This is a genomic window from Okibacterium sp. AC114 (assembly GCF_979253355.1).
In genome coordinates this window covers 1,350,567-1,373,340 of sequence record NZ_CEEDBR010000001.1, presented here as the reverse complement: position 1 = coordinate 1,373,340, position 22,774 = coordinate 1,350,567, and the positions used below count along the sequence as shown (strand labels likewise).

The window sequence follows — 22,774 nt, the reverse complement described above, 5'->3', positions numbered from 1 at the left end:
CCGGATGCCGCGCCGAAACCGCTTGCGTTCGTTGACGCTCGCGACACCCATCCGCACCCCCAAGCGCCTGCCCTTCATCCAGGCCGTCAAGACGTCGGTCGCCACCATCGCCGCCTGGTTCGTGGCCATCACGGTTCTGCCGGGTCAGTTGCCCATCTTCGCGGCCATCGCGGCCCTGCTCGTGGTGCAGCCGAGCGTCAACCAATCGCTCGGCAAGGCCGTCGAGCGCAGCATCGGCGTCATCGCGGGTGTGCTCATCGCGTCGGGCATCGGTATCGTCTTCGGGCAACAGGGCTGGATCGTGCTCGCCGCCATCGTCGTGTCGATCCTGATCGGATGGGCGCTGCGCCTGACGCCCGGTTCGTCGAACCAGATCCCGATCAGCGCCATGCTCGTGCTGTCGATCGGCGCCACGACACCGGGCTATGCGGTCGACCGGATCATCGAGACCCTCATCGGCGCGGCCATCGGCGTGATCGTCAACGCTCTCATCGTGCCGCCCGTCATGATCGGGCCGGCGCGCGCGGATTCCGCAGCCCTCGTCGCAGAACTGGCCGCGAGCCTCGACCGTCTGGCCGACATCCTCGCCACACCGCACAGCCACAACGCCGTCGAGGGGGCCATGATCGAGGCCCGACTGCTGCGGCCCATGCGCGACAAAGCGGTCGAATCGCTGTCGAAGGGCGAAGAGTCGCTCACGTTGAACCCGCGGAGGTCGGCTCACCGCGACGAGCTGCGCCAGATTCGTGAGCTACTCGATCGGCTCTCCCCCGTGGTCACCCGCACGATCGGCATGACCCGGGCCGTGCGCGATCACTACGACGCGACCCTCTCCGAGGAATCGACCGTGCAGCAGATCGCGCGCGAGCTGCACCGTGCCGCGCACGACCTCCGACTGCTCAGTCGCCCGGCCGGCGAGGACCGCGACGAGGATGCCGAACCGGTCACGGCAGAGATCCCCGCGTTGACTGCGCCGCTGATCATTCAGCGGCCGCACCCCGACCACTGGATCCTGATCGGCTCCCTGCTCGAAGACCTGCGGCGCGTGCGGGAAGAGATCGTCGGCGCGAACTCCTGAGCGACCGCGCGTGCGCGGGGGCGCGGCGACCGGGTGGATGCGCACCTCTCCCCGATGCAGCGTTCGACCGCGGAATGAGCACGGAAGCTGGCGGGGCTCGTACGCCCCGGCGAAGGCGGAGACGCTCGACATCCAGGTCTCGAATGTTCACGATTCCCGCGCGCGCAGAAAAGCGGCGGAGAGTCCCGAGGGATTCTCCGCCGCTTCTGAGTGGCCGCGAGGGGCGACAGGCTGACGATTCGTCAGCGGATTGCGGGCGACGAGGATTCCGTCATCCCTGTCGTCTCTGCGGGCCGACGAGGTGGGACTACGCCTGGAGGGCGGCCTGCAGCTCGATGGTGATGGTGACCTTCTCGCCGAGCAGCACGCCGCCGGTCTCGAGGGCGGCGTTGTAGTTCAGGCCGAAGTCTTCACGGTTGATGACGGTGGTAGCGGTCGCGCCGGCCTTGTAGTTGCCGTAGGGGTCCTGGCTGAAGCCACCGAAGTCGAAGTCGAACGTGACGGGCTTGGTGACACCCTTGATGGTGAGGTTTCCGTCGACCTTGAAGTCGCCCTTTTCCTGGCGAACGGCGGTCGAGACGAAGTCGATGGTGGGGTACTTCTCGGCCTCGAAGAAGTCACCGGTGCGCAGGTGGCCGTCGCGGTTGGGCTCGTTGGTGTTGATCGACTCGACCTTGGCGTGCGCGGTGACGCTCGAGTCGAGGGGGTTCTCGCCCGTGACGAGCGTGCCCTCGAAGAGGTCGAACGTGCCGCGGACCTTCGAGATCATGAGGTGGCGGATGCTGAAGCTGACTTCGGAGTGCGTGGGGTCGATGACCCAGGTGCCGGCCTTGTAACCGGGAATGTCGATGGTGTCCGTCATGAGGTGCTCCTTGTTCGTTCTGTGATCCGGATATCGGACCGTGGCGGGCTCATCGCCACCGAACTATGCAAACACATGTAAATGGATCTCTATTCCACTTTCGCCAAACTTCTTCTGAACGATGTCGGATGCCGCGACATCCCGCCCCTGCCCGCGCCGCAACACCCCTGATAAGATCGGGTTTCATCGGTCACGGTCGCGCGAACCCGAAGCTCGCCGGCACATGAACGCATGTTGCACCACCCTGGCGTGTCGCATGCACGGCCGCTCGCAAGGATTGGGGTTTCCATGACGCAGCCCGTCGCCCACGCATCGGCCGAGCCGCTCGACGAGCTCGCCGGCGCCACACCCGTGAGTGCTGCAGCGCAGCGCGCCCTGCCCGTTCGCGATCGCATCCTGAATGCGGCGACGGCCCTGTTCTACGCCGAGGGCATCCGTGCCGTCTCCGCCGACAAGATCATCCAGGCCGCCGGCATCACCAAGGTCACGTTCTACCGCTACTTCCCGTCCAAGGACGACCTGGTCGTCGCCTACCTCGAGAATCGTGCCGCGTGGGAGCGCGCCGGCATCAGCCACGTGCTGGCCCGGGCCGCGAATCACCCGTCGATCGCGCTCGGCCTCGTGGCGCGTGCGCTCGGCGACGAGGCCTGCGTGCCGGGGTTCCGCGGGTGCGCGTTCCTGAACGCCGGTGCCGAATACCCCGACCCCGAGCACCCCGTGCGGGTGGTCATCGATGAGCACCGCCGCTGGGGCATCCGCACGGCGCGCGAGGCTCTCGAGAGGATCGGCGTGCCCGACGCCGAGTCGGTGGCCGAAGAGCTCATGATGCTGCGAGACGGCGCGATGATCTCGGGTTACGTCAGCGACCCTTCGACGGTCGGGCAGAACCTCTTCAAGGCGGGGCGCGCGGTCATCCAATACCGCGGCTGACGGACGCGGAGACCCGCCGCTCAGACCGTTTCGCTCCGAATGGTCCGTCGTTTTTACGCCTCGGGATTCGACACCTTCCGCGCAAAAAAAATATGGCCCGCAGACGATTCTGCGAGGCCATATTTTATGTTTTGGTGGATCTGAGGGGACTCGAACCCCTGACCCCCTGCATGCCATGCAGGTGCGCTACCAGCTGCGCCACAGACCCAGATTTTGTCTCCGATCGCTCGAAGCAACCTGTTTAGATTACTACACGAATCGGCCGAAGACGAAATCGAGACGGCACTTATCGAAGATCTTCTGTCGACGACTGCGTGACCTTCTCGGGCAGGGGCAAAACAGGGCAATCTTTCCACAGGCGTTCGAGCGAATAGAACATGCGCTCCTCTTCGTGGAACACGTGCACCACGATGTCACCGAAGTCGATGAGCACCCAGCGGCCGGCACCGTGGCCTTCGCGGCGCAGAGTCTTGTGCCCGGCCAGGTTGAGCTGATCTTCGACTTCGCCGGCGATGGCCTGGACGTTGCGTTCGCTGCGGCCGGTGGCCAGCAGGAAAATGTCGACGAACGGGAGGGGCTCTGACACGTCGAGCGCGACGAGGTCGTCGGCGCCCTTCGAGTCGGCGGCTTCGGCGGCGATGGCCAGAAGCTCGAGCGAGGTGTCGCGTGCGGTCACGGTGTGGATCCTTTCACGGTGGGGAGTCCCACCTGCGCCGCCACGGGCGGAGCGTTGATACGAGGGAGGGCTAGAAGGCGCCCACGACGAAGCCGACGATCACCACGGCGAGCACGGCCGTGAGCAAAGCTCCGGCGGTGATGGCCAGGATGATGAGCAGGCGGTGGTCGCGGCTGGGCGCCGGAGGGTTGATCACGTCGCCCGTCTGCGTGTGCGTGCTGACGGCACGCGCCGCCGAGACGGGGGTGCCGGCCGTTGCGGGCGCAGCCTCTTCGTCGGCCTCGAACATGGTGTCGAGTTCGGCTTTGTCGAAGTAGTTGGGGTGCTGCCCGGTGGAGGACAGGCTCGCGGGCAGGTCGATCGAACCCGTGACGATCACATTGCCGTTCGAGGAGATCGGCCCGGTGAGCGAATCGTTCGTCGGCATGGTGGGCAGAATGAGCGCGTTCGAGGCGGCTTGCGCCTCGGCTGCTTCCACACCACGCGCGATGATGCGGTCGAAGGGCTGCTCGTGCGGAACGGCCGTGCTGGACGCCGTGCCCGCTTCGAGAACTTGCTCGCCGAAGCCTTCGGCGAGTTTGGGCGCATCGGCGTCGGCCTCATCCGCCGCGTCATCTCCGGTCGCGTCGGCGTCATTCTTCGCCGCCGAAGAATCAGAGTCGCGCGAGTCCTCGACGACCTCGGGGACGACGATCGTTTCGCGAGGCTTCGCCGGGTCGGAGCCACGGGACGTCGATGCGGCATCGGTGTCCGAGTGAGCATCGGTGTCCGAGTGGGCCTCAGTGGCCTCGTCGCGACCAGCGCCGCCGGCGTCCTTCGTCTGGGCGTCGGCATCGTCCTTGGGCGTCGACTGTTCGACTGTCGTGTCACCAGCGCCGAGAGGCGTGTAGCTCGAGCGACGCGGACCGGGGCGACCCGAGGCCTCTTCGCCGTCGACCGAACCGGAATCGAGGCGCTCGATGAGGGGCGCGGCACTCGCGGCCGGTTTGCCGATGAAGGCGGGACGGATCGGAGCGACAGGCGTCGCAGGTTGCGCCGCCACACCGTTCGAGCCGGCAGCCGCTTCGGCCTCTGCAGCCTCGCGGGCAGCTTCTTCGGCGCGCTTGGCCTCTTGAGCAGCCTTCTTCTCGGCACGCTTGGAACGTTTGGATGACTTGGCGGGCGCCGTTTCTGCCGCGTCGTCGCCGCGGGTCACAGCGCCATTGGCCGCGTCATCGGAGGCTTCGCCTTCGCCGCTGTCGGTGTCGCTGCCGGTACCAGCATCGGAACCGCTGTTCTCGACAGCGCCATCGTCGGCGTTGCTGTCGTCGGCGTGGCTGTCGTCGGCGTTGCTGTCGTCGGCGTCGCTGTCCGTGACCACGGTCGCATCGGGTTCGGCGACGACTGCTGCAGAGGCCGCACGAGCGGCTGCAGCATCGGCCGCGCTGATGATGGGAACCGAGGCGGTCTTGGCCTTCTCGAGGTCGCGGGCCTGACGCCTCGTCAGCGGGATGCCCGCCTGTGCACGCTTCTCGAGCTCGGCGATCTCTTCGAGGGACAGAGCGGGTGCGGTCTGCCGCGCGGCTTCGGCCTTCTCGGCGTCGGTGGATGCATCGGCCGCGGCTCGCTCGGCCGCCTGCACATCGGGGATCTGGCCGCCGGCAACGGCGGCCGACGTGGAAACGCGTCGCGAACGGGTGGCGGGCGCGGCCGGAACCGTCTTCGCGGCATCGCCCGTGGTCGTGGAGCCTTCGCCGGCGCCGACGATGGGCACGCCTTGTGTGTCGACCCCGCGCCGCTCGCGCATCTGGCGGCGGGTGAGTTGTGGCTCGTCGGTGTTCGAACTCATGGGCTACTCCGGTAAAGGTGGTGTTTGGTGATGTACTGCACGACACCGTCGGGAACTAAATACCAGACCGGGAAGCCCCGGTTAACCCGGCTCCGACAGTCGGTGGACGATATCGCCAGCGCAGGAACCTCCAGCAAGCTTACGTCTTGCTGTGGCAGCCCCGAAATGTTGAGTGGATGTCCCGGACGACTCACAGCGACGAAATGTGCCAGCGACCACAGCTCGTCGTGGTCTTTCCAGCCGAGGATCTGGGCCACGGCATCGGCACCCGAGATGAAGAAGAACTCGGCATCCGGACGCTGCTTACGCAGATCACGCAGGGTGTCGATCGTATATGTGGGCCCGCCACGGTCGATGTCGACGCGACTGACGGTGAACTGCGGGTTGGATGCCGTGGCGATGACGGTCATCAAATAGCGGTGTTCGCTGCTCGTCACCGTCTGTTTATGCCACGGGCTGCCCGTGGGGACGAAGATGACCTCGTCGAGACCGAACGACTGCGCGACCTCGCTGGCCGCGACCAGGTGCCCATGGTGAATGGGGTCGAACGTGCCACCCATCACGCCGATGCGTGGCCGGGTGGTGCTCGCGGCGGAGGTCACAGGTCGTCGACTGCTATCTGGCGCCCGACTTAGTGGCCGTGGCCCGAGACGTCGTTGTCGTGGATGCGCCCCGCGCGGGCGTTGGCCTTGGCGGCGTGACGGTTGGCGACGTCGCGGTAAGAGAACGTGGCGAGGCCGAGGAGAATGAAGATGATGGCGGCGATCAGCGCGTACATCCAGGTCGGCATGGGCAGCTCGACGTGTGCTTCGGCCGCGGCCAGCACGATGGTCGCAAAGGACATCAGTTCTCCGTTCGATGTTTTTTCACGGCTCCGTGCGCGGTATCACGCCGAAAGAGCCTCGTAGTAGTGTACCGGCTCGGCACCGGCTAGGCGCGAACCTGGCCGGACCCGCGCACGATCCACTTGGTGCTCGTCAATTCGGGCAACCCCATGGGGCCGCGGGCGTGAAGCTTTTGAGTGCTGATACCCACTTCGGCACCGAACCCGAATTCTCCGCCATCCGTGAAACGAGTGGATGCATTGACCATGACGACGGCCGAATCGATCTCGGCGAGGAAGCGTTCGGCCGACGCGACGTCGTCGGTGATGATCGACTCGGTGTGGCCCGTCGAGTAGCGGCGGATGTGGTCGAGAGCTTCGTCGAGGTCGTCGACGATGCGCACCGCGAGGTCGAGCGTCATGTACTCGGTCTGCCAGTCCTCCTCGGTGGCCGGCACCACGTCGGGGGCGAGAGCGGAGGTGCGTGCGTCGCCGTGCACGGTGACACCGGCGGAACGCAGCCGCTCGAGCACCTGGGGCAACACGCGCGCCGCGGCATCCCGATGAACGAGCAGGGTTTCGACGGCGTTGCACACGCTCGGCCGCTGCACCTTGGCGTTCTCGACGATGTCGACCGCCCAGTCTTCGCGCGCCGAGGCGTCGAGGAAGATGTGCACGACGCCGGCGCCCGTCTCGATGACGGGCACCTGCGAGTCGCGGACGACGGTCTGGATGAGCGCAGCACTCCCCCGCGGGATCAGCACGTCGACGAGGCCCCTGGCCCGCATCAGCTCGGCGGCACCGGGACGGCCGAAGTCGTCGATCGTGTCGACGGCGTCGGCCGGCAGACCGGTGCTCGTGAGCGCCTCGCGGATGAGGGTGACGAGCACCCGGTTGCTGTTCTCGGCGGCCGTGCCACCGCGCAGGATGACGGCGTTACCGCTCTTCAGCGCCAGGGCCGCGATGTCGATCGTCACGTTGGGCCGAGCTTCGTAGATGGCGCCGACGACGCCGAACGGCACGCGCACCTGGTCGATCTTGATGCCGTTGGGCAGGGTGCTGCCGCGCACCGTCTGGCCGAGGGGATCGGTGAGGCTCGAGATCTGTCGCACGGCGGCTGCCAGCCCGTGCAGGCGCGCCTCGTCGAGACGCAGCCGGTCCAGGAGCCCCGGCGCGAGACCGTTCTTCTGACCGGCCTCCAGGTCGAGGGCATTGGCCGCGACGATGCGCTCGATGTTCGCCTCGATGCCCGTCGCGATGGCGTGCAGAGCTGCGACGCGTTGATTGCCCGTCGAACCGGCCAGGACGCGGGATGCCGCACGCGCCGCGATCAGCCGCCCGTGCACGCCCGCCACGACGTCGTCGACGGGCCCGCCCGCCGCGGTCGCCGCGGGGCTGTCATCACCGGAAACGTGCTGCGAAACATCGGCTGCCAGAGTCATGACCCGAGTTTAGCGATCGGGATGCTCGGGCGACACCGTGTGACGGCCCGACGGCCCCACGGCCAGACGGCCCGACGGCCCGACGGGCCGACGGCAACGGGGCGCGGCGCCGGCCGCTTAGCGCGGGTGCGGCTCGAACCAGGTGCCGATGGGCGCGCCGTCGAGCGCCTGCTCGACCAGGGCGGTTGCCGTCACCAGGACGGCGGTGCCGGCATCCGCTGCCAGTCGCGCGGCCGAGACCTTGGTGGCCGCTCCCCCGGTGCCGACACCCGAACCGGACTCGCCGAACGAGACGCCCTCGAGCTGTTCGCCGGCGGAAACGTTGTCGATGCGCTGGGCACCCGGCTCGCTGGGCGGTTTCGTGTAGAGCGCGTCGACATCGCTCAGCAGCACGAGCACATCGGCGCGCACGAGCTGAGACACCAGGGCGGCGAGTCGATCGTTGTCGCCGAAGCGGATCTCGTGCGTCGCGACCGTGTCGTTCTCGTTGACGATGGGCAGGATGCGGAGCGACAGAAGCCGTTCCATCGCACGCTCGGCGTTGCTGCGGTGCGTCGGGTTCTCGAGGTCGCCAGCAGTGAGGAGCACCTGGCCGGCGACGATGTCGTAGCGGCGCAGGCTGTCCTGGTAGCGGTAGATGAGCACGTTCTGCCCGACGGCGGCCGCGGCCTGTTGCGTGGCCAGATCGGTCGGCCGTGAGTCGAGGCGCAGGTGCGGCATGCCGGTCGCGATGGCGCCGGACGACACCAGGATGACCTCGACCCCACGCCCGAACGCCCGCGCGAGCGCATCGACCAGAGGTTCGATCTGGCCGGCATTCTCGCCCGAGATCGACGACGATCCGACCTTCACGACGACACGTCGGGCGGCGGCGATGTCGCCGCGCCCGCGCACCTGCACAGCTTGCGCCATGTGTTACTCGGCTTTCTCCTCGGAGGAACCCTCGTGTTCGGAGCCCTCGGCGCCGGATGTCGCAGCCGAATCGGCCTCGGCATCGTTCTCTTCGTCGACGTTCCACAAGCCGGCTTCGCGTTCCCGCGCCAGCTCGGCACGCGCCTCTGCCTTGGCATCCATGCGCTCGAAGTAGTTCTCGCGGCGCTGGTTGCGGGTGGGGCGGAAGTTGTCGTCGAGTCGGGCGTCGGCACCACGCGGCGTGGTGATGAGCTCGGCGGTCGACGTGAGCGTGGGCTCCCAGTCGAAGACGACACCCTGGCCGGGGCCGATGACGACGGTCGAGCCGGCGACGGCACCCGCCTTGAAGAGCTGGTCTTCGACGCCGAGCTTGGCCAGGCGGTCGGCGAGGAAGCCGACGGCCTCGTCGTTGGTGAAGTCGGTCTGCGCAACCCACCGCTGCGGCTTTTCGCCCAGGATGCGGTAGACGTTGCCGTAGGTTCCACCCTCGACGACGACCTTGAAGCCGCTGTCGTTGACGGCCTGCGGGCGGATGACGATGCGCGGGCGAGCGGCGGCCTCGGCCTCGCGGGCACGGCGTTCGGTTTCGACGAGCTCGCCGAGCGCGTAGGACAGCTGACGCAGCCCCTCGTGGCTGACGGTCGAGATCTCGAACACGCGATAGCCGCGGGCTTCGAGGTCGGGAGTTACGAAGTCGGCGAGTTCCCGGCCTTCGGGCACGTCGATCTTGTTGAGCGCGATGAGCTGCGGGCGCTCGAGAAGCGGCGTCTGGCCTTCGGGCACCGGGTACTTTCCGAGCTCGTTCAGGATGATGTCGAGATCGGTCAGCGGGTCACGACCGGGTTCGAGCGTGGCGCAGTCGAGGACGTGCAGCAGCGCGGAGCACCGCTCCACGTGACGCAAGAACTCGAGCCCCAGACCCTTGCCTTCGCTGGCACCCTCGATGAGACCGGGCACGTCGGCCACGGTGTAGCGAGCGTCACCGGCCTGAACGACGCCGAGGTTGGGGTGCAGCGTGGTGAACGGGTAGTCGGCGATCTTGGGCTTGGCGGCCGAGATGGCGGCGACCAGGCTGGACTTGCCCGCGGACGGGTAGCCGACGAGCGCGATGTCCGCGACGATCTTGAGTTCGAGGAAGACGTCGCCTTCCCAACCCGGGGTTCCGAGCAGGGCGAATCCGGGCGCCTTGCGCTTGGTGCTCGAGAGGGCCGCGTTGCCGAGGCCGCCCTGGCCGCCGGGGGCTACGACGAAGCGCATGCCGGGTTCGACGAAATCGACGAGTTCGTTGCCCTCGGCGTCTTTGACGACGGTGCCGACGGGCACGGCGAGTTCCATCTCTTCGCCCATGAAGCCGGCGCGGTGGTCGCCCATGCCGGCGCCGCCGTTCTGCGAGTGGCGGTGGGGGGCGCGGTGGTAGGCCAGCAGAGTGGTGGTCTGGGTGTCCGACACGAGGACGATGTCGCCGCCGTGTCCGCCATTGCCACCATCGGGGCCGGCGAGGGGCTTGAACTTCTCGCGTTTCACCGAAACGCAACCGTTCCCGCCGTTACCCGCACGCAAGTGCAGTGTTACTCGATCGACGAATGTCGCCACGAGCCCACCTCCTTCACCCTCAATTGTTCGCCGGATGTCGCCCGACGGTGTTGTAGCCAAAAAAACAGTGGGCGAGCCGAGGCTCGCCCACTGTCAGAAATCACTGCAGCGCCTTATTGCGCCGCACGCGAATCGATGCTTATTCGGCAGCCGATGCGACGATGTTGACGACCTTGCGGCCGCCCTTGTTGCCGAACTCGACCGCTCCGGCCGAGAGGGCGAACAGCGTGTCATCGCCGCCACGCCCGACGTTCACGCCGGGGTGGAAGTGCGTGCCGCGCTGGCGGACGATGATCTCGCCCGCGAGGACGACCTGACCGCCGAAGCGCTTGACACCGAGACGCTGTGCGTTGGAGTCACGACCGTTGCGAGTGGAACTCGCACCCTTCTTGTGTGCCATCTGTTCTTCTCCTCGATGCCTTACTTGATGCCGGTGATCTTGACGCGCGTGAGCTCCTGACGGTGCCCCTGACGCTTCTTGTAACCGGTCTTGTTCTTGAACTTCTGGATGACGATCTTCGGACCGCGAAGGTTGCCGAGAACCTCTGCCGTGACGGTCACCTTGGCGAGCGAACCCGCGTCGGAGGTGATCTTGTCGCCATCGACGAGCAGGACAGCAGCGAGCTCGACGTTGCCTTCTGCATTGGCCTTGATCCGGTCCATCGTGACGATGGTGCCGACCTCTACCTTTTCTTGCCGACCGCCGGCGCGCACAACTGCGTAAACCACTACTCGTACCTATCTTTGGGGAGCTCTACGCTCCGGTGAACATATTTCGGACAGTCACTGCCCGATGTTTCAGACAACTCCTGCACAGATTGAACGATTCCGGATGGATATCCACACCGCTCGAGACCTGCACCGGTTGATCTGTACCGCTCGGCACCCCGCGAACGGGATGACCTGTCGGTGTCAGAAAACCTGTGTGATGCGCGGATTGAACAACGCACACCAACGGTCAACTCTACTCGATTACTTCTTCGGCCACAAATGCGACCGGAGCTCTCTCGACACGTTCCTAAGATTGTCTCATGACCATCCTGATCGACCCTGCCGACTGGCCGGCGCACGACACGTTCTGGTCACATTTGGTGAGCGATTCTTCGATCGAGGAGTTGCACGCATTCGCGAAACGCAACGACGTTCCGGCGCGCAGTTTCGACCTCGACCATTATGACGTGCCCGCCCGCGCTTACGAGCGTTTGATCGCCGCCGGGGCGGTTGCCGTTCCGTCGAACGAACTGGTGCGGCGCCTGATCGCCTCGGGCCTCCGGGTAAAAGCGAAGGACCGAGCCCGTAAGCCCGGTCCTTCGTCACGCTGAGCCGCCCAGCGAGGTGCGTTCCCGCATCCGATGGGCAGCGCCGCCGCGTTAGTTTTCTTGAGTGTCTTCCGCGCGCTTCACGGGCGTGGGCTCGTGGCGCACAGGCGTGCCCTGCAGGGCCGCCGTGGTGACGCGACGGCTCTTCGAGCGGCCCTGACCGGGCTGCTTCGGCTCGGGCAGCGCGTCGAGCACGGAGCCGAGCAGATCATCGGCGTTGCGACGCGCCGGACGCTCGACCTTGTTCGCCACGATGGGGAGGTCCAAGATGCGGGCGGGTTCGGCCTGGCGCTCGGGTGCGGCTTCGCGGGGAGGGTTCGACGCCTCGGTCGCGGGAGCCTCGACGGGAGCTGAAGAGCGCTCGACAGGGGCGGCTGCCGACTCTGCCTGAGCTGAGGCATCCGAGCTGGATGCATCGGCCGCACGCTCGTCACGCGGCGCACGATCGTTCTGCTGCTTGTCGCGCTTGTTGCGGCTGCGCTTCTTGCGCGGCGACTCGGATGCCGAATCGCCCGACCCGTTCCGCTGCTGACCGTTGCCGGGCTGCTGACCGTCCTGAGCGTCGCGGCGACCCGTGTCGCCGTTCGCCTCGGTGGATGCCGCGGGCTCGCCGTGTGCGGCCGCCTGAGCGTCCTGCTCACCCTGCGCCGACTCGTCACCCGAGGAGTGCGCCGCGAGCGTGCTGGCGGCGATCTGGGCGAGAGCGTTCTTGGCGTCGTCGGTAATGGCGTGGGCGGCCTTGGCGGCCTGGCTCAGGGCATTCTGCCCGTTGCCGTTGCCGTTGTTGGCACCGCCGTTGTTGTTGCCACCGTTGTTGTTGCCACCGTTGTTGTTGCCACCGTTGTTGTTGCCACCGTTGTTGCCGCCGTTGTTCGACGAGCCGTTGTTCGACGAGCCGTTGTTGCCGTTGCCGTTCTGGCCCTTGCCGCCTCGGCGACGCTCCGGCTGGGGCGTCTGCTGCTGCTGGCGGTGCTTGAACACGGGTTCGTGGTGCACGATGACGCCACGGCCGGCGCAGGTCTCGCACGGCTCGGAGAACGACTCGAGCAGGCCGAGGCCCAGCTTCTTTCGCGTCATCTGCACGAGGCCGAGCGAGGTGACCTCGGCGACCTGGTGCTTGGTGCGGTCTCGCGAGAGGCATTCGACCATGCGCCGCAGCACGAGGTCGCGGTTGTTCTCGAGCACCATGTCGATGAAGTCGACGACGATGATGCCGCCGATGTCGCGCAGACGCAGCTGGCGCACGATCTCTTCGGCCGCTTCGAGGTTGTTCTTGGTGACGGTCTCTTCGAGGTTTCCGCCGGAGCCGACGAACTTGCCCGTGTTGACGTCGATGACCGTCATCGCCTCGGTGCGGTCGATGACGAGCGAACCGCCGGACGGCAGCCAGACCTTGCGGTCGAGCGCCTTCTCGATCTGTTCGCTGATGCGGTACTCGTCGAAGGAGTCCTTCTGGCCCTCGTAGCGTTCGACACGCTCGAGCAGGTCGGGGGCGACTCCGCGCAGGTAGCTTTCGATGACCTCGCGAGCGTCGTCGCCGTCGATGACCATCTTCTGGAAGTCCTCGTTGAAGACATCCCGGACGATCTTGATCAGCAGGTCGGGCTCGGAGTGCAGCAGGGCGGGTGCCTGTACGGACTCGACCTGACGCGAGATCTCGGCCCACTGGTTGATGAGGCGGTTGACGTCGAGCGTGAGCTGCTCTTCTGTCGCACCCTCGGCGGCGGTGCGCACGATGACGCCGTTGTTGTCGGGCAGGACCTCTTTGAGGATCTTCTTGAGGCGCGCGCGCTCGGTGTCGGGCAGCTTGCGGCTGATGCCGTTCATCGAACCGTTGGGCACGTAAACGAGGTAGCGGCCGGGCAGCGAGACCTGGCTGGTGAGACGGGCACCCTTGTGGCCGACGGGATCCTTCGTGACCTGCACGAGGACGCGGTCACCGGGCTTGAGGGCCAGTTCGATGCGGCGGGGCTGGTTGCCGGTTTCGGCGGCATCCCAGTCGACCTCGCCGGAGTAGAGGACGGCGTTGCGGCCGCGGCCGATGTCGACGAAGGCGGCTTCCATGCTGGGCAGCACGTTCTGCACGCGGCCGAGGTAGACGTTGCCGATGAGCGAGGCGTCCTGGTTGCGGGCCACGTAGTGCTCGACGAGCACACCGTCTTCGAGCACACCGATCTGGATGCGGCTGTGCTTCGAGCGCACGACCATCTTGCGGTCGACGGATTCGCGGCGGGCGAGGAACTCGGCCTCGGTCACGACCGTGCGGCGGCGTCCGGCATCGCGACCGTCGCGGCGGCGCTGCTTCTTGGCTTCGAGGCGGGTCGAGCCCTTGATGCGCTGCGGCTCGGTGATGAGCTCGGGCTCGCGCGGCTGACGCACCTTGACGACCGTGTTGGCGGGCTCGGTGCCCGATGAACGGTCCTCTTCGCCGGAGCGACGGCGGTTGCGGCGGCGGGCCGAGGAGGACTCGGTGTCGTCGTCGCGGTCGCGGTCCTCACGGGCACGGTCTTCCCGGGCGCGGTCGTCACGCGAGCGGTCGTCGCGGTCGTCACGGTCCCGGTCGTCGCGCGAGTAGCGGTCGGTGCGGTCGGAGGCGTTGCGGCCGCCCTGGTCGCGCGAACGTCGGTCGTCATCGCGCGAGCGGCGGTCGTCGCGGGAGGAACCCGAGCGGTCGCGCCATCCGCGGTCGTCGTCACGGTCGTCGGCGACCTGCGGCAGCACGGGAGGCGCCTGGAAGATGAGCAGAGTCGACGGTGCCGACACGAACGGCACCGGGGCCGCTTCGGGGGCGGCAGTCGGCGCGGATGCGGCGGCGGGCGTTTCAGCGCCTCCGACCGCTTCTCGCTTCGAGCCGGACGTCGCGGGCTCGGCAGCAGTAGCCGACGAGCCTGAGGTGGAGGACGAAGCGGAGGACGCGTCATCACTGCCGGCAGTGACAGGTGCAGAAGCCGCGGCCTCAGCGGCGCCAGAGCCGGAACCGTCGGTGTCAGTAGTGCCCGCGGTGCCCGCAGCATCCTGGACCTCGGTGGCGCCCGCAGCGTCAGCGTCAGCAGCGTCGGTTGAGTCAGCAGCGTCGGTTGAGTCAGCAGCGTCGGTGGTGTCGGCAGCGGCGGCGGTGTCAGCCGCCTCCGTGGTATCAGAGACTTCAGCGGAGGCCGAGTGGCCCGCGTCAGACGATGACTGAACGTCGTCGGTCGTGGCGCTGGGCGTCTCGGCACCGGCTGCCTCGGCGGACGGAGATTCGACCGGCGACGTCTCGTGCGTGGACGGCGCGTCGCTCACGGCTTCGGCCGACCCCGCACCTGCGAAGGGCGCCTCAGGCGCGACATGTGGCGTCTGGGTGTCGGACGTTTCGGTGTTGGGCGTTTCGGTGCTCGCGTCGCTCAGGGCGTCGTTCGCGGTGGTCTCGCCAGATTCGGACGAGTTGGAATCAATATTCTTTTTCACCATTACTGGTGCACTCCTCATCCGGCGAAGTGGCCGCGCCACCCTGCCGGGAAATCTCTGGTGGAGCAGCGCTGGTGCGCCGGTTCCACTCGTTAACACTCACAGCAACCGGCCACGTGGCTCTGGTCACCCTTCGGCCGATCACCGTGATCGGCACACAACTGCACTCTCCCCCGTATCAATTCGCTCGCGAAACACTCGCGGTGCGATTCGGATGACTCGGGTTCGGTGTAGCAAAGACATCATGCGGTGTCGGAGCGCGGCCCCGACGGTGCGCGTCCATTATCGCACGCACACGCCTCGGGGTGCGCGACATTCGAAGGGTTGGCTCGAACGCGCGTGCCATAATCCGACTGTGTCCCGAGAAACAGCCGCCCGCTCCCCCGAAAACTCCCGACGCACGTCTGACGTCGATGACGACATCGACACGAACGACGACACGCCAGACCGTGGCGACGATCACGAGGTGGGGCGAATTCATCCGCGCGGGTTGGCGATCTTCCTGATCATCGCCGGTGTCATCGGGTGGATCGCCGCATTCCAGCTGACGATCGAGAAGTTCCACCTGCTGCAGAATCCGGGTTCCACGGCATCCTGCGACTTCAACATCGTCGTTCAGTGCGGTGCGAACCTGGGGTCGGCTCAGGGTGCACTCTTCGGTTTTCCCAACCCGTTGATCGGTCTGGGGGCGTGGGTTGCGCCCATCGCGGTCGGCGTGGCGATCCTGGCCGGGGCCCGTTTTGCGCGCTGGTTCTGGGTGGCCTTCAACATCGGGTTGCTCGGCGCACTCGTCTTCGTCATCTGGCTCATCAGCCAGAGCATTTTCGTGCTGGGCACGCTCTGCCCGTGGTGCATGGTGACGTGGTCGGTGACGATTCCGGCGTTCCTCGCGGTGACGCTCTACAACCTCGGGTCGGGCAACATCCCCGTCGGCGCATCGGTGCGGCGCATCGCGCGGTCACTGGCCGGATGGGTGCCGCTCATCACCGTGCTCTGCTACGTGATGATCGCCATCCTCGCTCAGGCGCGACTCGACTTCCTGTCGTTCCTGTAGCCCTCCGCGCACACGAAAACGGCCGGTTCCCCTGAGGGAGACCGGCCGTTTTCGATGAGGTGGCTACTTGAACCAGAGCGCCAGTTCGCGGGCTGCCGACTCGGGGCTGTCGGAGCCGTGCACCAGGTTTTGCTGCACCTTGAGGCCCCAGTCGCGGCCGAGGTCGCCGCGGATGGTGCCCGGCAGAGCCGTGGTGGGGTCGGTCGCGCCGGCGAGGGCGCGGAAGCCCTCGATCACGCGGTCGCCGGCCACGCGGATGGCGACGATCGGGCCCGAGAGCATGAACTCGACGAGCGGCTCGAAGAAGGGCTTGCCCTCGTGCTCGGCGTAGTGCTCGGTGAGCAGTTCGCGCTCGGCCTCGACCAGCTTGATATCGACGAGCGAGTACCCCTTGGCCTCGATGCGGCGCAGGACCTCACCGGTCAGGCTGCGGGCGACGCCGTCGGGCTTCACCAGGACGAGTGTTTCTTGAACGGCCATTATTCGGTCTCCAGAGTGTTGTGCGAGTTGTTGCTGCGGTCTATGCGTCCTCCGGCATACATGGCGTACACCCAGATCGCGACGAACAGGATGCCGACCACGAACATGGCGGGCACGAAGATGCCGGTAGCCACGATAGCGGCTTGCAGCACCCAGCCGAGGATGATTCCGGCCCGCGTGTGCAGCAACCCGATCGCCGCGAACAGCGCCAGGCAGAAGACGGCCCCGCCGATCAGCGCGGGGGCGGGCGGCAACGCCTTGAGGCCGAAGATCACGAGCGCCGCCAGGAACACGACGACGGTTTCGAAGCCCAGGACGATCGAGGCGACGAGTTCGGTGACGCTGCGCTGGCGGCGGGGCCGGCCTGCGCGGCCCGCACCTCGGCCCGAGAAGAGTCCGCTCACGGCTTCCACTCCTCGTCGCGCGCCAGGTCGATGACCTCGCCGACGACCGTGATCGAACCGGTCACGACGACGAGCCGCTTGGACGATTCGGCGGCCCACTGACGAGCGTTCTGCACGGCGTCTTCGACGCGGTCGAGCACGAAGACGTCTTCGAGCCCTGTTGCCACGTGGGCGATCTCGGCCAGGGCGTCGGCCGGGATGGCTCGCTCCGATTCGGATTCGGTCACGTAGAGTCGCGTCGCGACGGGCCCGAGGGCCGTGAGGATGCCCGCGGCATCCTTGTCGTCGAGCACGCCCACGACGATCGCGACCTCGTCGAAGTCGAAGTACTCGTCGATGGCGACGCGCAGGGAGAGCGCCCCGTGGGGGTTGTGCGCGGCATCCACGAGCACCGTCGGCTCGGTGCCGACGAGCTGCAGTCGGCCCGGAGAGGTGACCTCAGCGAGCCCCTCGGTCAGGATCTCGGCCGACAGCGCGTGCCCTCCCGAACCGATGAAGGTTTCGACGGCCGCGATGGCCACAGCGGCGTTCTGGCCCTGGTGGGAGCCGTAGAGGGGCAGGTAGAGCTCTTCGTAGGTGGACGCGATGCCGCGGACGGCCAGCATCTGGCCCCCGACCGCGACCGTGTCACCGGTCAGCTCGAAGTCGCGTCCCTCGACCGCCAGGCTCGCCTCGCTGAGCTCGGCGGCGCGCTGCAACTCGGCGAGGGCTTCCGGCTTCTGCTCGGCCGTGACGACCTCGGAGGCCGGCTTGATGATGCCAGCCTTGGTGCGCGCGATCTCGGCGATGGTCGAGCCGAGACGCTGCACGTGGTCGATGTCGATGGGGGTGAAGACCGCGACGCGGGCGTCGGCGACGTTCGTGGAATCCCACTCGCCGCCCATGCCCACCTCGACCACGGCGACGTCGATGGGCGCGTCGGCGAAGGCCGCGAACATGAGCACCGTCAGCGCTTCGAAGAACGTGAGCGGGCCCTCGCCGCGTTCGGCGAGCCACGCGTCGGTCATCTCGAGGTAGGGCGAGATGTCATCCCAGTTGTCGCCCAGCGCGGCATCAGAGATCGGCTCGCCGTCGATGACGATGCGTTCGTTGAACGACACCAGGTGCGGGCTCGTGAAGAGGCCCGTGCGCAACCCGTAGGCACGCAGGATGCTCTCGATGATGCGCGATGTGCTGGTCTTGCCGTTGGTGCCCGTGAGATGGATCATCGGGTAAGCGTGGTGCGGGTCGCCGAGCAGTTCGACGGCGTGGCGGGTGGCGTCGAGTCGCGGGCGGGGCGAACCCTCTCCCGAACGGGCCATGAGCGCCTGGTAGACGCCCGCGGCGCGATCGGCGTCGTCCGAGAACAGGCCGTCACCGGCGGATGAGCGATCAGACATCGATGCTCCTTTCGATCTTGCGCACGGCCACCACGAAGCGACCCGCGTTAGCGAACTGAGTCGCCTTCACATCTTGGAAGAAGTCGGGCGCGAAGGGAACCGCCACGGGCAGCCACTCGGCGGGCGAGACGGCGCTCGAGGCGTCGAGGTCGAAACCGGTCGACGGCGAGGCGACCTCGAACGAGGTGGCCAGGGTCTCGCCGGGAACGTCGACACTCGAACGCGCCAAGGCGATGGCCTCGGCATCCCGCTCGTCGAAGAAGACGACGCCCAGGTCGATGCGATCGCTCACCTCGAAGCCGGCGGCCTTACGCGTGTCCTGCACGGCGCGGATGAGGTCGCGCGACAGCCCCTCGGCCTCGAGCTCGGGCGTGAGCTGGGTGTCGAGGATGACGAAACCGCCGCCCGGCAGCAACGCCAGGACGTTCTCGGCACCATCGACCGACTGCGTCTCGAGCACGAGGTCGTATTCGCCCTCGACGAGCTCGATCCCACCGGCCGTGACGACACCGTCGGTCTCGGACCAGTCACCCGAACGCGCAGCCTTGATGACCTGCTGCACGTTCTTGCCGAGGCGGGGCCCTGCGGCGCGCGCGTTCACCGTGAGGCGCGACGTGATGCCGTGCTCGGCCGCGCTCTCGTCGGTCTGCTCGGCCACGCTCACGCGCTTGACGTTGAGCTCGTCGCGCAGGATGCCCTCGAATGGCGCCAGCGCGTCGGCGTTGGCGGTGACGACCGTGAGCTCGGCCAGGGGCAGTCGCACGCGGAGGCCCGCCTGCTTGCGCAGAGCCTGGGCCGTGGAACTGATCTGGCGGATGCGGTCCATGGCCTCGACCAGGCGGTGATCCTCGGGCAGGTGCTCGGGGTTCGGCCAGTCTTCCAGGTGCACGCTGCGACCGCCGGTCAAATCCTTCCACACCCGCTCGGACACCAGCGGGATGAGCGGAGCCGCCACCCGGGCGAGGGTCTCGAGCACCGTGTACAGCGTGTCGAACGCCTCGCGACCGGCGCCGTTCTCGTCCACGCCCTGCCAGAAGCGGTCGCGCGAACGCCGCACATACCAGTTGGTCAGAACGTCGGCGAAGTCGCGCAGCTTGGCGGCCGCGATGGTCGCGTCGAGGTTCTCGAGGTTGTCCGTCACGTCGACGACGAGTTCGCGGGTCTTGGCCAGGATGTAGCGATCGAGGACGTCGGTGGATGTCGCATCCCAGCGCGCCTCGTAACCGCCCTCACGAGCGGTGTTGGCGTAGAGCGCGAAGAAGTACCACGTGTTCCAGAACGGCAGCAGCAGCTGGCGCACGCCCTCGCGGATGCCCTCCTCGGTGACGATGAGGTTGCCGCCGCGCAGCACAGAGCTGGACACGAGGAACCAGCGCATGGCGTCGGAGCCGTCGCGGTCGAAGACCTCGGAGACGTCGGGGTAGTTGCGCAGCGACTTCGACATCTTCTGGCCGTCGCTTCCCAGCACGATTCCGTGGCTGATGACGTTGGTGAAGGCCGGGCGGTCGAACAACGCGGTCGAGAGCACGTGCAGGAGGTAGAACCATCCGCGGGTCTGGCCGATGTACTCGACGATGAAGTCCGCCGGGTTGTGCGACTCGAACCACTCGCGGTTCTCGAACGGGTAGTGCACCTGGGCGAAGGGCATGGAACCCGAGTCGAACCAGACATCGAGCACGTCTGGGATGCGGCGCATGGTCGACTGGCCGGTGGGGTCGTCGGGGTTCGGCCGCGTCAGCTCGTCGATGTAGGGGCGGTGCAGATCGGTGGGGCGCACTCCGAAGTCGCGCTCGAGCTCGTCGAGCGAGCCGTAGACGTCGATGCGCGGGTAGTCGGGGTTGTCGCTCTTCCACACGGGGATGGGCGAACCCCAGTAACGGTTGCGGCTGATCGACCAGTCGCGCGCGTTGCCGAGCCACTTGCCGAACTGACCGTCTTTCACGTTGGCCGGAACCCAGTTGATCTCCTGGTTCAGGTCCTCCATGCGGTCGCGGAAGTCGGGCACGCGCACGAACCAGCTCGAGACGGCCTTGTAGATGAGCGGGTTGCGGCAGCGCCAGCAGTGCGGGTAGGAGTGCTCGTAGCTGGCCTGGCGCAGCAGTCGTCCCTCGGCCTTCAGCAGCTGCGTGAGCGGCTTGTTCGCGTCGAACCAGTGCAGCCCGGCGACCTCGGTGATCTCCGAGACGAAACGTCCGCCCGCGTCGAGCGAGAGGATGACGGGGATGCCCGCCGCCTCGCAGATCTTCTGGTCTTCCTCACCGTAGGCGGGGGCCTGGTGGACGATGCCCGTGCCGTCGGAGGTGGTGACGTAGTCGGCGACCAGCACGCGCCAGGCGTTCTCGGTGCCCCACGTCTCGGTGTCGGCGTAGTAGTCGAAGAGGCGGTCGTAGGCGACGTCTTCGAGTTCGCGGCCGACGACCGTGCGACGGATCGAGGCCTTCGCCTCGTCGGCCGAGTCATAGCCGAGCTCCTTGGCGTAGTTTCCGACCAGGTCGATGGCGATGAGGTATTCGCCGCCGAGCACCTCGACCGAGAGTGCGGGGTGCGATGCGGAGTCACCGGATGACTGGATGCTGCCGGGTGCGGAGCGCTCGTGTTCTCCGGCGCCGTCGCCCTCGCGGCGGGCCTCGGCCTGGGGCGCCGCTGGCGCGTGGTCGGCGGAGGCGTCGACCGAGGATTCCTCGCGCTGCACCGTCGCGTCGGGCGTGCCGTTCGGGCCGGCGGGCACTACCGCGTAGACGATGTCCGGACCGACCGCGAGGGCCATGTTGGTCGGCAGCGTCCACGGGGTCGTGGTCCAGGCGAGGGCGCGCACACCGGTGAGCCCCAGCGTTTCGGCCTTCGGCCCGACGAGTGGGAACGTGACCGTGACGGTCTGGTCCTGACGCATCTTGTACACGTCGTCGTCCATGCGCAGCTCGTGGTTGCTGAGCGGCGTCTCGTCGCGCCAGCAATACGGCAGCACGCGGTAGCCCTCATAGGCGAGGCCCTTGTCGTGCAGACGCTTGAACGCCCAGATCACCGACTCCATATAGGTGATGTCGAGCGTCTTGTAATCGTTGTCGAAGTCCACCCAGCGCGCCTGGCGCGTGACGTACTCCTGCCACTGGTCGGTGTACTTCAGCACCGAAGAGCGCGCGGCGTCGTTGAACGCGGCCAGGCCCATCTCCTCGATCTGGCTCTTGTCGGTGATGCCCAGCTGCCGCTCGGCCTCGAGTTCTGCGGGCAGACCGTGCGTGTCCCAGCCGAAGCGGCGGTGCACCTGCTTGCCGCGCATGGTCTGGAAACGCGGGAAGACATCCTTGGCGTAGCCCGTCAGCAGGTGGCCGTAGTGCGGCAGACCGTTGGCGAAGGGCGGGCCGTCGTAGAAGACCCATTCGTCGTCGCCGGCGCGCTGGTCGACCGAGGCCTGGAAGGTGCCGTCCTCTTTCCAGAACGAGAGGATGTCGGTCTCGATGTCGGGGAAGCGCGGCGACGGGGTGACACCGAAGGCTGCTCCGGGCACGCTGGGCTTGGTGTCGCTCGGCAGGGCGGCAGCAGCGCTTGCAGCGTTGGCGGATGCGGCAGCGCTGGCGTCAGCAGCGGCGGCGGATGCGGATGCGGCAGCGTCCGAGTTCGCGGGAACGGAATTCGAGGGGGCATCGCCCGATTGGGCACGGCGCGGGTACATGTCTCTCCTGGCAGGTCATCTCCTGCGAGGACGTCGCTCACGCAACGCGGTACCACCTCGCTTGCCCCCGCGACGGATGCTGTCGCGAGAACCGCTCATTCGGCTGTGACGGGCCCACCCGTTCGGTTCTACCGGCGCCCCGGCGAACCGGTGCGTTTTCTTCCGAAGGCTTCCCGGTGATGGCCGGATCGACGCCTGTACCTCAAGTCTACGACGTCAGGCGCCGAAACCCGAGCACACCGGGCGGATGGCTCGCTCGATGTCGTCGGAGAGCTCGCCACGCGCCACCCCGGCGCTGGCCCAGTGCATGGCTCCGGCCGCGGCTGCGGCGACGACGGCGGCCGCGAAGGAATGGACGACGAGGGGGTCGGTGCCCTCGGGAGCGGTGCCGGAGGGAACGGCCGGGACGCCGATCGAGCGCTCGATCATGGACATGGCTCGCGACATCCGGATGAGGCCCGATGCCTGCAACTCGGCCGACGTGCCCATGATCTCGCGTTGCGTGAAGCCCAGGGGAACGCGGCTGTGCGGGTGCCGGTGGGCGACCTCGGCGAGGGCGGCGCACACGGTGTCGATGCGCGCGGCGAAGGTGTCGGCAGCTTCACTTTCGGAGGATTCCGCGGGCGAGAGAGCCGCGTCGAGCGCGTCGAGGGCGGTGTCGACATCCACCCAGAGGAGGTCCGATTTCGAGCCGAAGTAGTTGAAGAACGTGTTGCGGCTGACGCCGGCCCGGCGCGCCACCTGATCGATCGTGGTGCCCGTGTAGGTCTGCTCGAGGAAGAGTTCGGCGGCGGCGTCTTCGAGGATCTGTTTCGACGACAGTTTGGGTCTTCCCACGGATGCGGAATATTTCGACCCCATCGAATGCTCACCAATC

General features: G+C 67.2%; 20 protein-coding genes and 1 tRNA gene. 4 read left to right on the top strand and 17 right to left on the bottom strand.

Annotated features, from left to right (window positions below; translation table 11 throughout):
- The first annotated feature begins 4 nt into the window (after positions 1–4).
- Positions 5–1,078, top strand: a complete 1,074-nt coding sequence (locus ACZ6IE_RS06595; RefSeq protein WP_464607282.1) for an FUSC family protein — start codon at positions 5–7, stop codon at positions 1,076–1,078.
- Between the two features lie 307 nt (positions 1,079–1,385).
- Here ACZ6IE_RS06595 and ACZ6IE_RS06590 read toward each other — a convergent pair whose 3' ends face one another.
- Complete coding sequence (locus tag ACZ6IE_RS06590; protein WP_077053343.1) at positions 1,386–1,940, bottom strand: YceI family protein; 555 nt, start codon at positions 1,938–1,940, stop codon at positions 1,386–1,388.
- Positions 1,941–2,228: 288 nt separating this feature from the next.
- Between ACZ6IE_RS06590 and ACZ6IE_RS06585 the strand changes: the two genes are divergently transcribed.
- Positions 2,229–2,870 (top strand): TetR/AcrR family transcriptional regulator, encoded by a 642-nt coding sequence (locus tag ACZ6IE_RS06585; RefSeq protein ID WP_464607281.1) that lies wholly within the window; start codon positions 2,229–2,231, stop codon positions 2,868–2,870.
- 132 nt (positions 2,871–3,002) lie between these two features.
- Here the strand turns inward: ACZ6IE_RS06585 and ACZ6IE_RS06580 are convergent.
- The 10 genes from ACZ6IE_RS06580 to rplU form a co-directional block, all read right to left on the bottom strand.
- Positions 3,003–3,078 (bottom strand) — tRNA-Ala (locus ACZ6IE_RS06580).
- 78 nt (positions 3,079–3,156) lie between these two features.
- A complete protein-coding gene (gene rsfS, locus ACZ6IE_RS06575) occupies positions 3,157–3,546 on the bottom strand; it encodes a ribosome silencing factor (RefSeq protein WP_077053344.1) in 390 nt (129 codons plus the stop codon).
- A gap of 70 nt (positions 3,547–3,616) precedes the next feature.
- On the bottom strand, positions 3,617–5,374 hold the full coding sequence (locus ACZ6IE_RS06570; protein ID WP_464607280.1) for a hypothetical protein: 1,758 nt from the start codon (positions 5,372–5,374) through the stop codon (positions 3,617–3,619).
- Positions 5,371–5,976, bottom strand: coding sequence for a nicotinate-nucleotide adenylyltransferase (gene nadD, locus ACZ6IE_RS06565; protein ID WP_079727430.1), 606 nt, complete (start codon positions 5,974–5,976; stop codon positions 5,371–5,373). Before nadD ends, ACZ6IE_RS06570 begins: the two co-directional genes overlap by 4 nt.
- A gap of 29 nt (positions 5,977–6,005) precedes the next feature.
- Positions 6,006–6,218 (bottom strand): hypothetical protein, encoded by a 213-nt coding sequence (locus tag ACZ6IE_RS06560; RefSeq protein WP_464607279.1) that lies wholly within the window; start codon positions 6,216–6,218, stop codon positions 6,006–6,008.
- An 86-nt stretch (positions 6,219–6,304) separates the two neighbouring features.
- A complete protein-coding gene (locus ACZ6IE_RS06555) occupies positions 6,305–7,639 on the bottom strand; it encodes a glutamate-5-semialdehyde dehydrogenase (protein ID WP_464607278.1) in 1,335 nt (444 codons plus the stop codon).
- 117 nt (positions 7,640–7,756) lie between these two features.
- Positions 7,757–8,551, bottom strand: a complete 795-nt coding sequence (gene proB, locus ACZ6IE_RS06550; RefSeq protein WP_464607277.1) for a glutamate 5-kinase — start codon at positions 8,549–8,551, stop codon at positions 7,757–7,759.
- A 3-nt stretch (positions 8,552–8,554) separates the two neighbouring features.
- The gene (gene obgE, locus ACZ6IE_RS06545) at positions 8,555–10,144 is read right to left on the bottom strand and encodes a GTPase ObgE (protein ID WP_464607276.1); all 1,590 of its coding nucleotides are present in this window, start codon (positions 10,142–10,144) and stop codon (positions 8,555–8,557) included.
- Between the two features lie 139 nt (positions 10,145–10,283).
- Complete coding sequence (gene rpmA, locus ACZ6IE_RS06540; protein WP_077053348.1) at positions 10,284–10,544, bottom strand: 50S ribosomal protein L27; 261 nt, start codon at positions 10,542–10,544, stop codon at positions 10,284–10,286.
- Positions 10,545–10,564: 20 nt separating this feature from the next.
- Entirely contained in the window at positions 10,565–10,873 is a 309-nt protein-coding gene (rplU, locus tag ACZ6IE_RS06535; protein ID WP_077053349.1) for a 50S ribosomal protein L21, read from the bottom strand.
- Positions 10,874–11,175: 302 nt separating this feature from the next.
- Here rplU and ACZ6IE_RS06530 point away from each other — a divergent pair, with 302 nt between their 5' ends.
- Positions 11,176–11,466: a DUF4031 domain-containing protein gene (locus tag ACZ6IE_RS06530; protein WP_464607275.1), complete on the top strand. Its 291-nt coding sequence runs from the start codon at positions 11,176–11,178 to the stop codon at positions 11,464–11,466.
- 48 nt (positions 11,467–11,514) lie between these two features.
- Here ACZ6IE_RS06530 and ACZ6IE_RS06525 read toward each other — a convergent pair whose 3' ends face one another.
- Complete coding sequence (locus ACZ6IE_RS06525; RefSeq protein WP_464607274.1) at positions 11,515–14,913, bottom strand: Rne/Rng family ribonuclease; 3,399 nt, start codon at positions 14,911–14,913, stop codon at positions 11,515–11,517.
- 463 nt (positions 14,914–15,376) lie between these two features.
- Here ACZ6IE_RS06525 and ACZ6IE_RS06520 point away from each other — a divergent pair, with 463 nt between their 5' ends.
- Positions 15,377–15,964, top strand: a complete 588-nt coding sequence (locus ACZ6IE_RS06520; protein ID WP_464608595.1) for a vitamin K epoxide reductase family protein — start codon at positions 15,377–15,379, stop codon at positions 15,962–15,964.
- Between the two features lie 63 nt (positions 15,965–16,027).
- Here the strand turns inward: ACZ6IE_RS06520 and ndk are convergent, their stop codons facing one another.
- The 5 genes from ndk to ACZ6IE_RS06495 form a co-directional block, all read right to left on the bottom strand.
- On the bottom strand, positions 16,028–16,444 hold the full coding sequence (gene ndk / locus ACZ6IE_RS06515; protein ID WP_464607273.1) for a nucleoside-diphosphate kinase: 417 nt from the start codon (positions 16,442–16,444) through the stop codon (positions 16,028–16,030).
- On the bottom strand, positions 16,444–16,848 hold the full coding sequence (locus ACZ6IE_RS06510) for a DUF4233 domain-containing protein (RefSeq protein ID WP_464607272.1): 405 nt from the start codon (positions 16,846–16,848) through the stop codon (positions 16,444–16,446). Before ACZ6IE_RS06510 ends, ndk begins: the two co-directional genes overlap by 1 nt.
- On the bottom strand, positions 16,845–18,227 hold the full coding sequence (locus ACZ6IE_RS06505) for a bifunctional folylpolyglutamate synthase/dihydrofolate synthase (protein ID WP_464607271.1): 1,383 nt from the start codon (positions 18,225–18,227) through the stop codon (positions 16,845–16,847). The genes ACZ6IE_RS06510 and ACZ6IE_RS06505 overlap by 4 nt, the downstream gene beginning before the upstream one ends.
- Positions 18,220–21,897 (bottom strand): isoleucine--tRNA ligase, encoded by a 3,678-nt coding sequence (locus ACZ6IE_RS06500; RefSeq protein ID WP_464607270.1) that lies wholly within the window; start codon positions 21,895–21,897, stop codon positions 18,220–18,222. The genes ACZ6IE_RS06505 and ACZ6IE_RS06500 overlap by 8 nt, the downstream gene beginning before the upstream one ends.
- A 216-nt stretch (positions 21,898–22,113) precedes the next feature.
- Positions 22,114–22,734, bottom strand: coding sequence for a TetR/AcrR family transcriptional regulator (locus tag ACZ6IE_RS06495; RefSeq protein WP_464607269.1), 621 nt, complete (start codon positions 22,732–22,734; stop codon positions 22,114–22,116).
- Positions 22,735–22,774 lie beyond the last annotated feature (40 nt).

Bases quoted from the DNA above. Each gene is read 5' to 3' on its own strand.
- rpmA (WP_077053348.1), bottom strand. From the start codon at position 10,544: ATGGCACACAAGAAGGGTGCGAGTTCCACTCGCAACGGTCGTGACTCC.
- ACZ6IE_RS06570 (WP_464607280.1), bottom strand. From the start codon at position 5,374: ATGAGTTCGAACACCGACGAGCCACAACTCACCCGCCGCCAGATGCGC.
- ACZ6IE_RS06500 (WP_464607270.1), bottom strand. From the start codon at position 21,897: ATGTACCCGCGCCGTGCCCAATCGGGCGATGCCCCCTCGAATTCCGTT.
- ACZ6IE_RS06585 (WP_464607281.1), top strand. From the start codon at position 2,229: ATGACGCAGCCCGTCGCCCACGCATCGGCCGAGCCGCTCGACGAGCTC.
- ACZ6IE_RS06590 (WP_077053343.1), bottom strand. From the start codon at position 1,940: ATGACGGACACCATCGACATTCCCGGTTACAAGGCCGGCACCTGGGTC.
- ACZ6IE_RS06555 (WP_464607278.1), bottom strand. From the start codon at position 7,639: ATGACTCTGGCAGCCGATGTTTCGCAGCACGTTTCCGGTGATGACAGC.
- ACZ6IE_RS06560 (WP_464607279.1), bottom strand. From the start codon at position 6,218: ATGTCCTTTGCGACCATCGTGCTGGCCGCGGCCGAAGCACACGTCGAG.
- ACZ6IE_RS06595 (WP_464607282.1), top strand. From the start codon at position 5: ATGCCGCGCCGAAACCGCTTGCGTTCGTTGACGCTCGCGACACCCATC.
- ACZ6IE_RS06505 (WP_464607271.1), bottom strand. From the start codon at position 18,227: ATGTCTGATCGCTCATCCGCCGGTGACGGCCTGTTCTCGGACGACGCC.
- proB (WP_464607277.1), bottom strand. From the start codon at position 8,551: ATGGCGCAAGCTGTGCAGGTGCGCGGGCGCGGCGACATCGCCGCCGCC.
- ACZ6IE_RS06525 (WP_464607274.1), bottom strand. From the start codon at position 14,913: ATGGTGAAAAAGAATATTGATTCCAACTCGTCCGAATCTGGCGAGACC.
- ACZ6IE_RS06530 (WP_464607275.1), top strand. From the start codon at position 11,176: ATGACCATCCTGATCGACCCTGCCGACTGGCCGGCGCACGACACGTTC.
- ndk (WP_464607273.1), bottom strand. From the start codon at position 16,444: ATGGCCGTTCAAGAAACACTCGTCCTGGTGAAGCCCGACGGCGTCGCC.